Genomic DNA, 16,370 nt, shown 5'->3' on the forward strand with positions numbered 1-16,370 from the left:
GGCAGAAGTCACCATCTCGGGGCAAAACTCTCCGCCACCGGAGCCGCGCTACGGGCTCCGGTTCTGCCCGCCGGCCGGGCTCGGTCGCACGTCCGCCGGCGCCAGCAGCGGCGCCTGCCCGAACGGCCGGTACAGCGGGTCGCCGACCAGCACCGTCATCCAGCTGCAGAACAGTGCCGACCGCGCGTACGCCTCGATCAGGGTGTCGCCGGCCGCCAGGAAGCCGAAGAACTCGGCGGGCTTCGGGAAGCCCACCGTGTACGGCTCCGCCACCGGCCCCAGCGTCGCGGCCACGCCCTTCTTCAGCAGGTTCGGGCACCACACCTTGCTGTCCGGCCGCCGCAGCGTCGTCGCCTCCGAGCTCGCCAGGTGCCACGCGATCGCGCCGCGCTCGTACCCGCAGCAGTCCACGAAGTTGGCGTGCGAGTACCACCCGCAGTACAGCGCCACGCCCTTCGCCGCGCCCGCCGGCAGCACCGGCTCCTTGTCGTCGAGTGTCACCGGCAGCGGCGTCTTGCCGAACAGCGTCGCCGTCTCGCGCATCGACTCGTCGTACCCGGCGTAGCCGTGGCCCGTGTCCTTCCCCTTCGGGTCGAAGCGGATGCCGCGGGCGTCGATCACCACGCGGCCGGTCAGCCCCTTCTCCTCGACGGCCAGCGCGTCGTCCACGAGCCGCGTCGCCGTCTGCGGCGTCGGCCCGTCGAGGCGGCACGTCATCACCGCCGGCGGCGACGCCTTCCGGTAGCGCTCGCTCCCCTGGAAGTACAGCGGGTTCGGCACCCACCGGTCGAGCGGGTAGCGGTCCCACCACAGCAGCATCAGCTCGCTGTCCACGGCGGCGTGGCTCTCGTCGTGCGACAGGTTGCGGCGCTTGCGGTCGAGCGCGTCGCGCTTCTCCCGCGCGGCGGCCACGTCCTTCGGGTCGGCCTTGTCCTTCTCCAGCGCCTCGACGGCCTTGCGGGCGGCGTCGAGCTCGGGGGCCAGCTTCGCCAGCGCGGCCTTCTCGTCGGCGCCGGGGTCCTGCCGGCCGACGCGCAGCGGCACGCCGTACACGGTCAGGATCACCTTCACGGCGTCCTTCCGCTCCGCGAGCGCCTTCCGCAGCGGGCCGGCGAGGCGGGAGTCGTAGTCGGCGCGGCTGATGTCCTCGGCCGCCGGCAGGTCGAGCAGCACGAGGTTCGCCGCGGGCACCTTCCGCTTCGCGAGGTAGTGCTCGGCCACGCGCACGGACTCGGGGACGGTCTTGTTCGCCACCACGACGACGTCCGCGGGCTCGACAGCCAGTGCGGGCGAGGCCGTCAGGAAGATCAGGGCGAGGGCGTGGCGCATGGGGTCCGGTTCCTCCCGCGGCAGGGCCGGGAGTGAATTACCCAGAACCCCCGCCCTTGCCAAGCGCAGTCCGCGCGGCGTGCCTGTGGACCGGGGCGACAGCCGTTAGGCCGGGGCGCAAGCCCCGGCGGGTGTCGGGACCACAACGGGGCTTGCGCCCCGGCCTAACGGCGGGCCGGAATCCGCAAACGCACCCAGTCGGCGGGGCGGCCCGGAATTCGGCTCAAGTTCTCTTGCCCCGCGGCCGGGGGGTGGGTATCCCGCGGCGAACCTCGGAGGAGCACGTATGGGCACCCGCGCGGCGGTCTGGCGGTGGGGCGGGGTCATCCCGGCGGTACTGGTGGCGACGGCCGCGGCCGCCCAGCCGCCGGCGCAGGCCCCGGACGTGGGGAAGCGCGTCGCCGCGTTCATCCACGGCACCACGGCGGTCACCCGCGAGGAGCTCGGCGAGTACCTCATCGCCCGCGGCGGCATGGACAAGATCGACCTGCTGGTGAACCGCAAGATCGTGGAGATCGAGGCCGCCCGCCGCGGCGTCAGCGTCACCGCGCTCGAGGTCGCCGCCGGGTTCAACGAGGACTTGCAGGCGTCCGGCCTCAGCCGCGACGACTTCGTGCGGGCCGTCCTGCCGCGGTACGGCAAGAGCCTGTACGAGTGGGAAAACGACGTGGTCCGCCAGCGGCTGCTGCTCGGCAAGATGACCCGCGACCAGGTGAAGGTGACCGAGGACGAGGTGCGCAAGGCGTTCGAGGCCAAGCACGGCGAGCGGCGCGAGGCGTTCGTCATCAAGTGGCCGAGGCAGCCGACGCCGCTCCCCGACGACGTGAAGAAGCTCGCCGTCAGCGACCAGCAGCAGTTCGAGAAGCTGGCCACGCAGCAGCCGAACGACCTGAAGGAGAACGGCGGCCGCATCGCCCCCATCGGCCGGCACATCGACGGCGAAGACCCGCGCGTCGAGAAGGCGCTGTTCGAGCTGAAGAACCCCGGCGACGCGGTGTGGGTCGAGACCGAGACGACGAGCACGTGCCTCCGCCTCATCCGCGTCGTGCCGCCGGACGCCGTGACGTTCGAGCAGGCGAAGGCCGCGATCGAGAAGGACGTGTTCGACCGCAAGCTCAGCCGGCTGATGCCGGAGGTGTTCCTGAAGATCCGCACCGCCGCGAACCCGCAGCTGACGCAGCACGTGCCCGAGCGGCCGGCCGAGCCGAACGCCAAGCCGGCCCCGCGGGCGCAACACCCGGACCCGAAGGTGCTGGCGGTCGTGTTCGGCACCGTCCCCGTCACCCGCGGCGACCTCGGCGAGTTCCTCATCGCCCGCGGCGGGTTCGAGCGGCTGGAGCCGCTCATCAACGTGAAGATCGTGACCACCGAGGCCGCGAAGCGCGGCGTCACCGCCAGCCCCGAGGAGGTCGAGGCGGCGCTCGCGGACGACCTCAAGGCCGTCGGCGTGGAGAAGGCCGACTTCGTGTCGAAGCTGCTGCCGAAGGCGAAGAAGACGCTCCCCGAGTACCTGGAGGACGAGGTCCGCCCGCGGGTGCTGCTCGAGAAGATGTGCAAGGGGAAGGTGCAGGCGACGGAGGAGGAGCTGAAGAAGGCGTTCGAGCGCCACTACGGCGAGAAGCGGACGGCGAAGATCATCATGTGGCCGGCCGGCCAGTTCCGCCAGGCCCAGAAGGACTGGGACCTGGCCCGCCAGGGCGACGCGCAGTTCGACTCCGTGGCCCGGGGGCAGAACGACCCGAACCTGGCGGCCGCGGCCGGGCAGGTGCGGCCGATCGGCCGGCACGGCGACGCCCCGAACCCGCTCATCGAGAAGGTGGTGTTCGAGCTGAAGGAGGGCGAGCTGAGCCAGCTGTTCCAGACGCCCGCCGGCATCGTGTGCGTGAAGTGTACCGGCGTGATCCCGCCGGCGCAGGCCGTGGACTTCGCCGCCGTGCGGCCGGCGCTGGAGAAGGAGGTGCTGGCGCGGAAGCAGGGGCAGGAGGTGGCGGCGCTGTTCGCGCAGCTGAAGGCGGCGGCGAACCCGAACCTGATCCTCCGCGGCCCGCCGAGCGAGGCCGAGAACGCCGAGGGCATCCGCCAGATCATCAACCAGTCGGGCGTGACGCCGCCGAAGCAGTGAGGCCCCGGCGGCGCGCCGCCGCGGGCGGCGCTACGCCAGCGCCGCCCGCGCCCGGGCCACCACCGGCGCGTCGGGCCCGGCCGAGCCCTTCAGCCAGAACAGGCTCGCCGCCAGGAACCGGTCGCGCCACGCCGGCCCGAGGGCGGCGTGGTCCTCCAGCACCGCCGAGCTGAACTTGTAGTCGTGCGAGTCGGTCCCCTTCAGGAACACCAGCCGGCGGCCGGCGTCGGTCAGCCGGCGGGCGTTCGCCGGGTCGGCGCGGAGCAGCCCGAGCGCCAGCCCCGCCGCCGCCGCCCGGTCCTTCGACAGCGTCTCGAACACCGCCGCCACGTCGCCGCCGGCCACCGGCTCGAGCGCGTCGATGCGGGCGACGCCCACCTTGCCGCGGCTCACCATCGCGGTGCGGAACAGCGGCAGGAACGCCGCCGCCTGGAGGAGCAGCAGCCGCCGCGTGGCGTCCACGCCGCTGGCCTGGTAGGCGTAGCGGAGGGCGTTCAGCGTCGTGAGCGTGTGCAGCCCCACGATGCCGGGCTGGCGCATCAGCAGCTCGCCGGCGCCGGCGAACAGCCCGTCCCACACCGCCGCCGGGCCGACGCCGCCGTTCAGCAGCGACACCACCTTGTCGCTCAGCTCGTCGGCCGTCGCCGCGCGCACCGCGGCGAGCACGTCGGCCCCGGCCGCGGGGTCGGCGCGGCCGCCGAGCCACTCGGGGCGAATCTTCGCCACCTGCTCGCGGTTGCGGCGGCCGGGGCGGTCCGGGTCGCCGTCGCGCTTGGCCGGGTTGGTGCCCTCGTGGGCCAGGAGCGCGAACGCCAGCGACCGCAGCACCGGCTCGGCGTGCGGCCAGCCGATCGTTTGCAGCGTGCGGAAGGCGTTGGCGACGAAGATGGCCTTGTGGCCGATGTCGCGGAAGTCGCGGCAGCCGAAGCGGGCGAACAGCTCGAACGCCTCGGCCGCGCCGACCCCGCGCGCCACGCCGGCCGCGGCGGCGTCGGCGGCGTCCACGTCCCAGGCGTCGAGGGCCGCGGCGAGTGCCTCGGCGGCGCGGTGCGGCGGCGGCACCTTCGCCTCGTCCACCGGCCCCATGCGCCAGCCGGACTCGCGCTGGTTGTCGGCCTGCGCCCCCTTGAACGAGTCGAGCGCCCAGAACAGCGGCAGCCACCGCTCCCGGTCGGGGCCGGCGAGGCTGGCGAGGTGCGCGGAGTTCACGACCAGCACGGCGTGGAACTTGAACCCGACGCTCGGCCGCGGCCGCACGTTCCGCACGCCGGCCAGGAACAGCGCCGCCAGCACGTCGCGGTACGGCAGCCCGGCCTTCACCCGGGCGCCGACTTCTTCGAGCAGCCGCGGCCGCGGCGTGTCTTCGATGAGCCTCACGAGGGGTTCGGCGTCGGCGTCGAGGCGGACGACGCGGGCCTCGTCGGCGCGCACGGCGGGGAGGCCGTCGAGGAACGCGAGGGCCGACGCGGACAGGAACGCGCGGCGGTCGGGTGCGGGCATGGCCGGCTCCGGGAGAGGTGGGGCGAACGGGCCACCGGGATTGTACCGCGCCGCCGCCCCGCACGCCCCGATCACCGCGGCCCCGCCAGCGCCGCGAGCGCCTCGGCCGGGTGGCCGAGCGCCCGGTACAGCCGGAACTGCGCCCGGTTGTGGTCGCCGACGGCCTGGTAGAAGTCGCGGTACGCCTGGTCCAGCGCCGCCACCGCGGCCACCGCCTCCTGCGGCCGGAACACCAGCACCAGTTGCTCGCCGGCCCGCCGCGTCTGGCCCAGCCCCTGCAGGTTCTTCTCCGCCGTCGCCACCGCGTTCCGCACCCCGTCGCCGGCCGCGGCCAGCCGCCGCGCCGAGCGCTCCAGCTGCGCGTGCGCCTGCGTCACCTCGGCGGCCACGGCGTCCTGCGTGCGCAGCAGCTCGAGCACCGCCCGCCGGCTGTCGGCGGCGCGCTCCCGGGTCGCGGCGCGGTTGCCGAACCCGAGCCCTTGCAGCTCCCACACGGCCTGGATGTCCACGCTGAAGCGCGGGCCGAAGTCCTGCACGTCGTCGTTGATGCCGCCGCCGAAGTAGCCGCCGGCCAGGCCCGGCGTGTTCGAGCCGACGCCGCGCACCGCGACCGTGGGGTACAGCGGCCGCTTACCCTCCTGCCGCGCCCGCGTCAGCGCCGCCTGCACCACCGCCTGGTACGCCGCCAGTTCCGGCCGGTGCGTCAGCCCGACGGCGATCAGCTCCTCGACGGGCTGCCCGGGCTCGACCAGCGCCACCGTCAACGACGGCTCCTCGGCCGGCTCGACGAGCGTGCCCGGCCGCAGCCGCAGGAGGCGCGTCAGCTCGGAGCTGGAAAGCTGCCACCGCTCGTACGCCGCCTCCACGGCCTGCCGGCGGTGCGCCGCCTCGGCCCTGGCGCGGTTCACCTCCAGGTCCGGCGCCAGGTCGGGGGCGAGCTTCTCGGTCCGGGCCACAAGGTCTTCGGCCCGCCGCAGCGCGTCGGCGGCGCCGGCCACCTCGCCGCGCGCCTGCTGCACGTTGAAGTAGGCCACGGCCACGGCCAGCGTGGTGTCGTTGCGGGCGGCGCGGGCGTCGGCCTCGGCGGCACGCACCAGTTGCCGCGCGGCGAGGGGGCCGAACACGGCGTCGGCCGTGGACACCACCGCCTGCGGCCCCACGCCCAGCAGAAGCGACGACCGGCTCGTCGTGAACACGGTGCCGACGATGTCCTGGATCTGCCCGTCGTGGCGGAAGTAGTCGACGCCGACGTTGACGTTCGGCAGCCACAGGGCGTTCGCCCGGTCGAGCCGGGCCGCGGCGGCACGGGTGCGCTCGTCGGCGATCTGGATGTCGAGGGCGTTGGCGCCGGTGAGGGCGAGCGCGGCGGGAAGGGTGATCGGCAGCGCGCCGGCGCCCGCCTCCGGGGCGGCGGTCGGCGGGGCGGAGACGGTATCGGGGGGGCGGAAGCTGGCGCACGCGGGAACGGCGAGCAGCCCGGCGGCCGCGACCCAGCACACGGCGGCCCGTCCGGGCAGTAACATCCGACCCCCCCAAGGCGCCCCGACGACCGACACCACGGGGATTATCGGCACGACGCAAACCCCCGCTTCAGCCGGGGGCGGGAATCCTGCCGATCGCGCGGGTCAGGGTGCGGGCGGGGCGGGGCCGCGCCGGCCGCCGGGGCCGTCCAGGCCCGGCGCGCCCGGCGCCGCCGGCACACCCGGGTTCGGCTGGCCGGGGCCGGGCTGACCCGGCCCGAGCTGGCCAGGGGCCGGCCGCCCCGGGCCGGGCTGACCCGGCCCGAGTTCGCCGGGCGCCGGGGCTCGCCCCGGGCCGGGCTGGCCCGGCCCGAGCTGGCCGGGGGCGGGCGGCGGACCCGGCTGACCCGGGCCGGGCTGACCGGGGGGGGCAAACCCGCCGCGACCGGGGCCGGGTTGACCCGGGCCGGCCACGCCGGGCTGACCCGGGCCGGGCTGACCCCCGTTGCCGTCCAGACCCGCGGGCTCGGGGCCGCCGACGTGCTCCGTCAGCTTTGCCGTTTCCAGGACGGCGCCGGTCAGCTGGATCACCACCCGCTCGCCGTCCGGCGACACGTGGAAGTAGCCGCCCACGTACTGCATCCCGGCGCTGCGGATGGTGCCGGCCTTCTTGTAGCTCGTCGGGTCGGCCGGGTCCGTCACCTCGTACACGTCCATGCCGGGGGCGAAGTTCTGCTGCTCCATCCCGTGCGACGCCACCAGCAGCTTCTTGCCGTCCGGGGTGAACCGGGCGTAGCCGTTCTGGTTCTTCCGGGCGGCCGTCGCCAGCAGCTTCTTCGGGGCGGCGGCGGCGTCGATGAGGACCAGGTCGCCGGCCTGCCCGCCGGACGCGCCGGCGGCGGCCACCATCTTGCCGTCCGGCCCCACGGCCACGTCGGTGGTGCCGCGCGGCAGCGACAGCGGCCGCGGCTCCAGCGTCACGGGGTCGCACACCAGCAGCGCCTGGCTGGCGACCCGCGGGTCCTCGGTCACCAGCAGGCCCTTGCCGTCGGCCGTGCGGGACAGGTTCCACGCTGCGTTGGGCAGCTCCTTGTCCTTGATCACCTTGCGGTCGGCGGTGTCGTACTGGCGGAGCATCGCCTTCCCCTTGCCGCCGACCGGGGCGCGCGACGTGAGCACCGTCAGCACCTTGCCGTCGGGCGACACGTCGAGCCCGCGGACCGGGGCGCCGGTGGCGATGGTGGCGACCGACTTCAGCTCGGTCCGCTCGGCCACCTTCTTCTCCCGGATGCCGGCCAGGTCGTACACGAGGATGTCGCCGGCGCCGGTGACGCGGTCGCCCTTCTGGGCCAGCGTGGCGGGGCTGAGCGGGGCGGTGGCCAGGTACAGCTTGCCGCCGGCGGTGTCGAGGGCGGCGCGGACGCCGAGCTGGCTGATCTTCCAGTCGCCCTTGGGCGCGAAGTCGGGGTAGGAATAGCGGTTCAGCTTGTACGTCGCCTTGGAGGCCGAGACGGCCTGCATGGTCACCGTGAACACCTCCGACTTGTCCACGTCGAAGGCGATGGCGAAGAACGGGTCGATCTGCACGGCGAGGGCGGGGGTGATGTAGCCGGCGCCGGAGCTGCCGCCGAACCCGGGGGTGCCGCCGCCGAACCCGGGGGTGCCGGGCCCTTGCATCGGGAAGCCCATGCCGGGCGGCGCGCCGGGCGGCGGGGGCACCGCGCCCGGACCCTGAATGCCCATACCGGGCGGCGGGCCGCCGGGGATGCCCATACCCGGAGGCGGGCCGCCACGGCCGGGGATGCCCATACCCGGAGGCGGGCCGCCACGGCCGGGGATGCCCATGCCGGGGGGCGGGCCGCCGGCGCCGGGGATGCCCATGCCGGGCGGCGGGCCGCCGGCGCCAGGGAACGTCATACCCGGGGGCGGGCCGCCGGGGCCGGGGATGCCCATGCCCGCGGGCGGGCCGCCGCCGGGCAACGTCATGCCGGGGGGCGGGCCGCCGGAGGTCACCTGCCCGTCGACGCCACCGCCGCGGGGGGTCGGCTTGCCGGTCCCGCCGGCCTCGGGGCCGTTCGGCGTGTTCGCGGCGACGTTCTCGCCGCCGCTGCCGGCGGTGAACTTCAGGGAGTCGATGAACCGCTTGCCCTGCGGCGCGAACGACGCGTCCGTCTCGTGACCGGCGATGAGGACGATGAGCTTCCCGCCGGCCGCCACCAGCTTCCCGACGGCCACCCCGCCGGGTGGGTCGAAGGCGAAGTCCACGTCGTAGGCGGGGTTCCCGTCCACGGTCGTCTCCCGCTTACCGGCGACCTTCAGCTTCCGCTCGGTCTTCTGCCGGCCGAACCGGAACGGGCTGCCGCGGGTCTGCTTCTGGGAACTCTTCTCCAGCCCGGTCAGCATCAGGTCGAGCATCATCCGCGGCGGGACCGTCCGGGCCTCGGGCGGCAGCGTCGCGGCCACCACGACGAACGCGCTGGTCTCGTCCGCGGACAGGAGCCCGTTCATCTTCGTCGTCGTGCCGCCGTCGCTCTGGGTCTCGTTCTTGTTCGGCGTGCCGGGCATCTCGACGGTGAACCCGTCGCCCATGAAGGGCTGCCAGGCCGCCTCGCCGCCGCCCGGCGGGGTCATGCCGCGCGGCGGGCCGCCCTTCGAGCCGCCCTCCGCCGGCGTCGTCGTGCCGCCCGACGACGCGACCGGCGTGTCCGTCTTGAACGCGAAGTACGCCCCGATGCCGCCGCCCGCCAGCACCACGACGCCGACCACCGCCAGGATCAGCGGCATCGCCGACCCGCCGCCGCTCGCCGCCTTCTTCTTCCCCTTCCGCCGCGGGCGGTCGTCGTCGTCATCCTCGTCGTCGTCCTCGTCGTCGTCGCGCCGGCGGCTCGGCTTCCCCTTCGGGAGCATGTCCGCGGCGGACTTGGCGGGCGGGCCGTTCGAGCCACGGGACGGCGCCGTCTTCGCGGTGGGGAGGGCGTCGCCGGCCGACTTGGCGCGGCCGGCGGGGACGGGCAGCTGCGTCTTGCACGACGTGCAGCGGATGGTCTTGCCGGCGAGGCTGGTGGGAACGTCGAATCCGGCCTGGCACCCCGGGCACTTGATGGCGATGGTGTCGGCGGTGGCCATGGCGTCCTCCGGGGCCGGGGGCGGTCGGCGAGTGATCGTTAGAATAGCGTATCCGGCCGCGGCCGGCGGTGCAACGCTGGTGTTACGTTCGGAGGGGCCGCGCCGTTGGCGCGAGTCCGTCACGCCCCCGGGTCATCGCCCACGCTCCCAGGGCTTGCGCCCTGGGCTGTTGGCTGCCGCCCCTTCGGGGCTTCGGGCCAACGCCGTGGTATAACGTCCCCCGTGAAGCCGACCCGCCGCGACCTCCTCGCCGCCGCCCCGCTCGCCGTGACAGCCGGGTGTCACTCCGACCCCGCGCCGCTCCCGCCCGGCGACCTCGTCGGCCCGTCCGATTCGCTCGGCCACCGCCTCCGCGACGGCTGGCGCCCCGAACCCGACGCCTGGACCGCGCACCGCGTCGTGATCGTCGGCGGCGGCGCCGCGGGGCTCGCGGCGGCGTGGCGGCTGCGCCGCAAGGGCGTTTCCGACTTCGCGCTGCTGGAACTCGAACCGGAACTCGGCGGCACCGCGCGCGGCGGCACGTCCGCGGCCGGGCCGTACCCGTGGGGGGCGCACTACGTCCCCGCGCCGCTCGCCGGCAACCCGCTCCTCGTCGAACTGCTCCGCGAGATGGGCGCCGTCGAGGCGATGAACCCCGACGGCTCGCCGGTCGTCGCCGAGGGCGTGCTGTGCCGCGACCCGCAGGAGCGGCTGTTCTTCCGCGGCCGCTGGTACGACGGCCTCTTCCTCCACGCCGGCGAAGAGCCGGGGGACGTGGAGCAGCTGCGGCGCTTCACCGCCGAGGTCGGCCGCTGGGCCGGCTGGCGCGACGGCGCGGGGCGGCGGGCGTTCGCCATCCCCGTCGCCACCGGCTCCGACGACGCGGTCGTGGTCGCGCTCGACCGACAGCCCTTCGCCGACTGGCTGACCGCGAACGGGTTCACGTCGCCGCGCCTCCGCTGGCTCGCCGACTACGCCTGCCGCGACGATTATGGCCTGACCGCCGAGCAGGCGAGCGCGTGGGCCGGCCTCTTTTACTTCGCGTCGCGGGTGAAGGGGCCGGGGGCCGAGGCGCAGCCGCTGATGACGTGGCCCGAGGGGAACGCCCGCCTCATTCGCCACCTCGCCGACAGCGCGAAGGAGCAGGTGCAGCCCGGCTGGGCCGCCGCCGACGTGCGGCCCGCCGGCGATGGCGTGGAGGTGGTGGCGGTGTCCGCCGACGGCCGGGTGCGCGGGCTGCGGGCGCGGCGCGTGATCGTGGCGACGCCGCAGTTCGTGACGCGGCAACTGGTGCGCGGGCTGCGCGAGCAGCCGTGGCGGGCGGCGTTCACATACGGGGCGTGGCTCGTCGCCAACCTCCACCTGCGCGACCGGCCGACGGGCCTCGGCGTGCCGCTCGCGTGGGACAACGTGCTTTACGAAAGCCCGTCGCTCGGCTACGTCGTGAACACGCACCAGCGCGGCGCCGACCACGGCCCGACGGTGTGGACGTACTACCGGCCGTTCACCGACGCCGACCCGCGCGACGCGCGGCTGCGGCTGCTGGGCACCGGCCGCGACGGCTGGGCCGAGGCGGTGCTGGCCGACCTGGCGATGGCGCACCCGGACCTGCGGCGGCTGGTGACGCGGCTCGACGTGATGCGCTGGGGCCACGCGATGGTGCGGCCGGTTCCGGGGTTCGTGTGGGGGCCGGACCGGCGGCGGGCGGCGGAGCCGCTGGGGCGCGTCCACTTCGCGGGCGCCGACCTCGGCGGCGTGCCGATCTTCGAGGAGGCGCTGCACCACGGCGCCCGCGCCGCGGACGAGGTGATTCGAGGACCGGAATAATGGACAGGATAACAGGATGAACGGGATGCCGAACCAAGGCAATCAGCCCGGTTCGGCATCCCGTTCATCCTGTTATCCTGTCTAAATTGCTTTCGTGATCGATCAGGAGCGCCGATGCGCCTCACGTTCCTCCTCACGCTCGCGCTCGCCGTCCCGCTCGGCGCCGCCGACTGGCCGCAGTTCCACGGCCCCGGCCGCGACAACCACTCCGCCGAGACCGGCCTCGCCAAGGAGTGGCCCGCCGCCGGCCCGCCCGTGCTGTGGACGAAGGCCGTCGGCCAGGGCTGGGCCGGGCCGGTCGTCGCCGGCGGCAAGCTCCTCGTCTTCCACCGCGTCGGCGACGAGGAGAAGCTCGAAGCGCTCGAGCCCGCTACCGGCAAGGGGCTGTGGGCGTTCGCCTACCGCACCCGCTACCGCGACGACTTCGGGATGGACGAGGGGCCGCGCGCCACGCCCACCGTCGCCGGCGGCGCCGTCGTCACGCTCGGCGCCAACGGCGACCTGCACGCCGTGGACCTCGCCACCGGCAAGGCCCGCTGGCACCGCGCGCTCCTCGCCGACTACGGCGCCGACAAGGGCTTCTTCGGCGTCGCCGGGTCGCCGCTCGTCGCCGACGGCCGGGTGATCGTGAACGTCGGGGCGAAGGGCGCCGGCGTGGTCGCGTTCGACGCCGCCACCGGCAAGGAGGTGTGGAAGGCGACTGACGACGCGGCCGGGTACTCGTCGCCGGTGCTGGCCACGCTCGACGGCAAGGCCACGGCCGTGGTGCTGACGCGCGACGGCCTCGTCGGCCTCGACCCGGCCACCGGCGCCGTGCGGTTCACGCACCCGTACAAGCCGCGCATCCGCGAGAGCGTGAACGCCGCCACGCCGCTGGTGTGGAACGGCGACGTGTTCCTCACCGTGTCGTACGGCCTCGGCGCGGCGCTACTGCGGCCGACGGGCGCGGCCGTGGAGGAGGTGTGGGCCAACGACCGGTCGCTGTCGTGCCAGTACAACACGCCCGTGCGCGTCGGCGAGTTCCTGTACGGCGCCCACGGCCGGGCCGACGGCGCGCCGCCGGAGTTGCGGTGCGTCGAGTGGAAGACCGGCGCCGTGAAGTGGGCGCGGCCGCGGTTCGGCCCGGCCAGCCTGATCGCCGCCGACGGCGGCCTGTTCGCGCTGACGGCCGGCGGCGAGCTGGTGCGGTTCGACGCCAGCCCGGCGGGGTACGTCGAGCGCGGCCGGGCGGCCGTGCTGGGCACGCCGACGCGGGCCGCCCCCGCCCTCAGCGACGGCCGGCTGTTCGCCCGCGACGGGACCAAGCTCGTGTGCATGAACTTGAAGTGACCCCACCCCGGAGGTTCCCGTGAGCCGCTACGCCGAGGACGACGACGACCGCCCGCGCCGCCGCCGCCGCGGGGCCCGCGACGTGCCGTGCCCGAAGTGCGGGTCGGAGTACAGCTTCCCGGGCCTGTGGCCGTGGTACCTGGGGACGGTGGGGCTGATGTTCTGCCGGGCGGTGGTGTGTGCCGACTGCGGCCACGAGTTCGACGCGAAGAAGCCGTCGGCGGACCTGCCGACGCGGAAGCGGAACCTGGCGATCGGCATCAACGGGTGCGGCCTGCTGGGCATCCTGGCGGTGTTCGGCCTGCTGGCGCTGTGGCTGACGCTGACGATGAAGCGGTGACGGCGCCCGACCTACAAAGCCGAGGATCCATGCACTTCCTCTTCCCCCAAGACCCACGCGGCCGGAACTTCCCGGAAGACATCTTCGAGGAGCAAGCCGCCGCCCTCGCGGCCGCGGGCTTTACATACTCCCTGCTTCGAAGCGGCGTGCTGCGGCGCGGGCAGCCGCTCGACGGCGTCCCGCCCGGGGCGGACGTGGTCTATCGCGGCTGGATGCTGACCGCCGTCGAGTACGGCCGCCTGTCGGCGGCGGTCGAGGACGCCGGGGCGAGGCTGTTCACCACGCCGGGCGAGTACCTCGCCGCACACCACCTGCCGAACTGGTATCCGCTGATCACCGACCTGACGCCCGAAACCCGCGTCTACCCGGCCGACGCCGACCTGGCTCGTGAGCTGGCGACCCTGAGTTGGGACGGGTTCTTCGTCAAGGACTACGTGAAGTCGCTCAAGACATCGGTCGGCTCGCTCGTCCGCGACCCGGCCGGGGTCGAGCGGGTCGTGGCCGAGATGAGGGAATACCGCGGCGAGATCGAGGGCGGGGTCTGCGTCCGCCGGGTCGAGGACTTTCTGGTCGAGACGGAGCGGCGGTACTTCGTGATTCGGGGGCGGGCCTACGCCTCCGACCCGCACGCCCCGATCCCCGGTGCTGTCGCGACCTGCGCCGGGCGCGTCCCGAGCCCGTTCTTCTCGGTGGACATCGTCCGGCGAGCCGACGGCGTGGACCGCGTGGTCGAGGTCGGCGACGGCCAGGTGTCCGACCTGGTCGGCTGGTCAGCCGACACGTTCGCGGCGATGTGGCGGACGGCGATCGTTGGTCCCGCCGGTGACGGGGCCTGACCGGTCGCGCCCTACAGCTTCCCGTCCAGCCCCAGTTGGTGGAAGTAGTGCGTCACGCTGTCCTGGTTCTCCAGCAGCCAGTCGATCGTCGGCTCGCCGCGCATCGCTTTCTTGATCACCTTCGCCGTCGCCTCGCGGTTCACCGCGAACAGCGCCGCGTGGTCCACCTCGCCCTCCGGCACGCTCAGCACCGCCGGGTCGAGCCACACGCTGTAGATGATCCCCAGGTCGTTCGCCTTCTCCTTCGGGATGTCGCCGGCCCGCACTGCGTCCAGCACCCCGTGCGCGATGCCGGCCTGGACGGTGCCCATCAGGATGCCGGTGTACCGGGCGTCCTTCACCGTCACCTTGCTCACCATCAGCGTCGCCGGCTTCACCTGCACGTCCGAGTTCAGGATGGCGAACACCCGCGTGTGCCCCTTCACCTGGTCGCCGACGAGCGTGGCCAGCGCCGTGCCCACCGGGCCGTCCAGCTCGCCGATGACGACTTCGGGTTCCGCACAGAGGTAGTCCTTGTCGCCCTCGACCAGCGCCTCGCCGGTCCGCATCAAGATCCGCTCCGCCATCGCGCGTCCTCCGGGCGGGGCCGGGCTGGCCCCGCGGCGGAGTCAGCTTACGGAGCGGGCCGGGCGGCGGGCGGGTAAGTGCCGGCGAGGAACTTTGCAACCGACCCGCGGCTTGCCGGGGACAGGATCTTCACCCGGCTGACGCGGTGCCGGGCCGCCCCCTGACAGCCGGGGGCGGCCGGGGCACCGCGTCGGGGAGGTCAGGCCGGGATGAGCACGGTGTCGATGACGTGGATCACGCCGTTGCTGCACGCGATGTCGGCCTTGGAGACGGTGGCCGCGCCGACTTTCACCCCGTTCGTCGTGTCGATCGCCAGGCCGCCGCCCTGCACGGTCTTGGCGGTCTTCCCGTTCAGCCCCACCACGTCCGCCGCCGTCACCTTCCCGGCGACGACGTGGTACGTCAGGATGGCGGTCAGCTTGGCCTTGTCGGCGAGCACGGCCTCCAGGGTGCCGGCGGGCAGCTTCTTGAACGCGTCGTCGGTGGGGGCGAACACGGTGAACGGCCCCGGCCCCTTCAACGTGTCCACCAGCCCGGCCGCCTTCACCGCCGTCACCAGGGTCGAGAACGAACCGGCCGCGACCGCGGTCTCTACGATGTCTGCCACGGGATGCACCTCGGATGGGATCGCGACGGACCGCCCTCGCGGCCCGCGGGAACCACTCCCGCCGGCCCCGGAACCCGGCCGTCGCAGGGTCATGCATAGACGGCAGTCGGGAGCCTCGGACCAATCTTCGGCGACAAAATCTTCGGGAGTTAGTTGCGAGGCGGGGCTGCGATTAGGCCTGTATTTTCCGCGTCGTGCGTCCGCCCGGTCGGGCGCGGGTCTCACGCCTTTCCCCGGACGGCCGGCGGTCGCACCGACTATGAATGGAAGGCGCCGGCCCACCCCACCCGCGGACCGAGATGGAGCATCACCGTCCCGAATACCGTCATGCATGAGCGTGGGCCGCGGGTGGCCGTCGTCGGCGCCGGGGTCGCCGGGCTGGCGTGCGCCCGCGCGCTCGCCGACCACGGGTTCGACGTGACCGTCTTCGACAAGGGCCGCGGCCCCGGCGGGCGGACCGCCACCCGCCGCGTCGACCCGGGCCTGGCGTTCGACCACGGGGCGCAGTACTTCACCGCGCGGCACCCGGACTTCGCCCGGGCAGTCGCGGCATGGCTGGTGCGCGGGGTCGTCGCCGAGTGGGGCGGGCGGGTGGTGAAGCTCGAGGGCGGCGTCGCTACCGACACGCCCCCGCAGCCGCGGTACGTCGGGGTGCCGGGAATGGCGGCGGTCGCCGCCGACCTGGCCGCGACGCTCGCGGTGCGCCGGGCGACCCGCGTCGCACGCGCCGCGCGCACGCCCGCCGGGTGGCAGGTAGTTGATGAGGCGGGCGGCGGGGCCGGGCCGTTCGACTTCCTGGTCGCGGCCCTCCCGGCGCCGCAGGCGGCGGAGCTGCTCGCGCCGCACCCGTTCGCGGCCGAGGCCGCGTGCACCCCGATGACCCCGTGCTGGGCGGTGCTCCTGGCGTTCGCGGACCGGCTGGACGTGCCGTGGGACGGCGCCTTCGTGCACGGCTCGCCGCTGTCGTGGGTCGCTCGCAACAGTTCCAAGCCCGGCCGCCCGGGTGGAGCCGACTGCTGGGTGCTGCACGCCGGCGCGGGGTGGTCCGCGGCCCACCTCGAAGACTCGCCGGACGCCGTCGTTCCGCTGCTCCTTTACGCATTCGCCGCGGCGACGGGCCGAACCCTCCCGCCGGTCGCCTACCGGGCTGCGCACCGGTGGCGGTACAGTCTCGGAGCCGACCCCGCGGCCCGCACGACGCTGTTCGACGCCGCCGCCGGGTTGGCGGTGTGTGGCGACTGGCTCGCCGGCGGGCGCGTCGAGGGGGCGTTCCTGTCGGGAGCCGCGGCGGCAGGCCGCATCGTCCGCGCGGCGGACGGGCCCGTTGCGTCCGCCGGCTAACGTCTGC

The 16,370-nt window shown here is 74.4% G+C and carries 12 protein-coding genes; 6 read left to right on the forward strand and 6 right to left on the reverse strand.

Features of this window, described 5'->3' with window-relative positions; all coding sequences use genetic code 11:
- Positions 1–48: 48 nt before the first annotated feature.
- Complete coding sequence (locus tag ETAA1_RS01945) at positions 49–1,329, reverse strand: TIGR03790 family protein (RefSeq protein ID WP_145233840.1); 1,281 nt, start codon at positions 1,327–1,329, stop codon at positions 49–51.
- A 286-nt stretch (positions 1,330–1,615) separates the two neighbouring features.
- Here ETAA1_RS01945 and ETAA1_RS01950 point away from each other — a divergent pair, with 286 nt between their 5' ends.
- Complete coding sequence (locus ETAA1_RS01950; protein ID WP_145233842.1) at positions 1,616–3,451, forward strand: peptidylprolyl isomerase; 1,836 nt, start codon at positions 1,616–1,618, stop codon at positions 3,449–3,451.
- A gap of 30 nt (positions 3,452–3,481) precedes the next feature.
- Here ETAA1_RS01950 and ETAA1_RS01955 read toward each other — a convergent pair whose 3' ends face one another.
- The 3 genes from ETAA1_RS01955 to ETAA1_RS33670 form a co-directional block, all read right to left on the reverse strand.
- Positions 3,482–4,951, reverse strand: coding sequence for a hypothetical protein (locus ETAA1_RS01955; protein ID WP_145233844.1), 1,470 nt, complete (start codon positions 4,949–4,951; stop codon positions 3,482–3,484).
- A 71-nt stretch (positions 4,952–5,022) separates the two neighbouring features.
- A complete protein-coding gene (locus ETAA1_RS01960) occupies positions 5,023–6,450 on the reverse strand; it encodes a TolC family protein (protein WP_202920592.1) in 1,428 nt (475 codons plus the stop codon).
- 126 nt (positions 6,451–6,576) lie between these two features.
- Positions 6,577–9,537 (reverse strand): YncE family protein, encoded by a 2,961-nt coding sequence (locus ETAA1_RS33670; protein WP_202920593.1) that lies wholly within the window; start codon positions 9,535–9,537, stop codon positions 6,577–6,579.
- 222 nt (positions 9,538–9,759) lie between these two features.
- Here ETAA1_RS33670 and ETAA1_RS01970 point away from each other — a divergent pair, with 222 nt between their 5' ends.
- The 4 genes from ETAA1_RS01970 (at position 9,760) to ETAA1_RS01985 (ending at position 13,848) form a co-directional block, all read left to right on the forward strand.
- A complete protein-coding gene (locus tag ETAA1_RS01970; RefSeq protein ID WP_145233848.1) occupies positions 9,760–11,343 on the forward strand; it encodes an FAD-dependent oxidoreductase in 1,584 nt (527 codons plus the stop codon).
- Between the two features lie 114 nt (positions 11,344–11,457).
- Positions 11,458–12,672: a PQQ-binding-like beta-propeller repeat protein gene (locus ETAA1_RS01975; RefSeq protein ID WP_145233850.1), complete on the forward strand. Its 1,215-nt coding sequence runs from the start codon at positions 11,458–11,460 to the stop codon at positions 12,670–12,672.
- Between the two features lie 19 nt (positions 12,673–12,691).
- Positions 12,692–13,012: a hypothetical protein gene (locus tag ETAA1_RS01980; protein ID WP_145233852.1), complete on the forward strand. Its 321-nt coding sequence runs from the start codon at positions 12,692–12,694 to the stop codon at positions 13,010–13,012.
- A 29-nt stretch (positions 13,013–13,041) separates the two neighbouring features.
- The gene (locus tag ETAA1_RS01985) at positions 13,042–13,848 is read left to right on the forward strand and encodes an ATP-grasp domain-containing protein (RefSeq protein WP_145233854.1); all 807 of its coding nucleotides are present in this window, start codon (positions 13,042–13,044) and stop codon (positions 13,846–13,848) included.
- Between the two features lie 11 nt (positions 13,849–13,859).
- On the opposite strand, the gene fae is transcribed toward ETAA1_RS01985, so the two are convergent.
- The gene (gene fae, locus ETAA1_RS01990; protein WP_145233856.1) at positions 13,860–14,414 is read right to left on the reverse strand and encodes a formaldehyde-activating enzyme; all 555 of its coding nucleotides are present in this window, start codon (positions 14,412–14,414) and stop codon (positions 13,860–13,862) included.
- Between the two features lie 200 nt (positions 14,415–14,614).
- Positions 14,615–15,022: a fasciclin domain-containing protein gene (locus ETAA1_RS01995; RefSeq protein ID WP_145233858.1), complete on the reverse strand. Its 408-nt coding sequence runs from the start codon at positions 15,020–15,022 to the stop codon at positions 14,615–14,617.
- 327 nt (positions 15,023–15,349) lie between these two features.
- Between ETAA1_RS01995 and ETAA1_RS02000 the strand changes: the two genes are divergently transcribed.
- Complete coding sequence (locus tag ETAA1_RS02000) at positions 15,350–16,363, forward strand: NAD(P)/FAD-dependent oxidoreductase (RefSeq protein WP_145233860.1); 1,014 nt, start codon at positions 15,350–15,352, stop codon at positions 16,361–16,363.
- Positions 16,364–16,370: the final 7 nt, after the last annotated feature.

The organism is Urbifossiella limnaea (assembly GCF_007747215.1).
Lineage (GTDB): Bacteria > Planctomycetota > Planctomycetia > Gemmatales > Gemmataceae > Urbifossiella > Urbifossiella limnaea.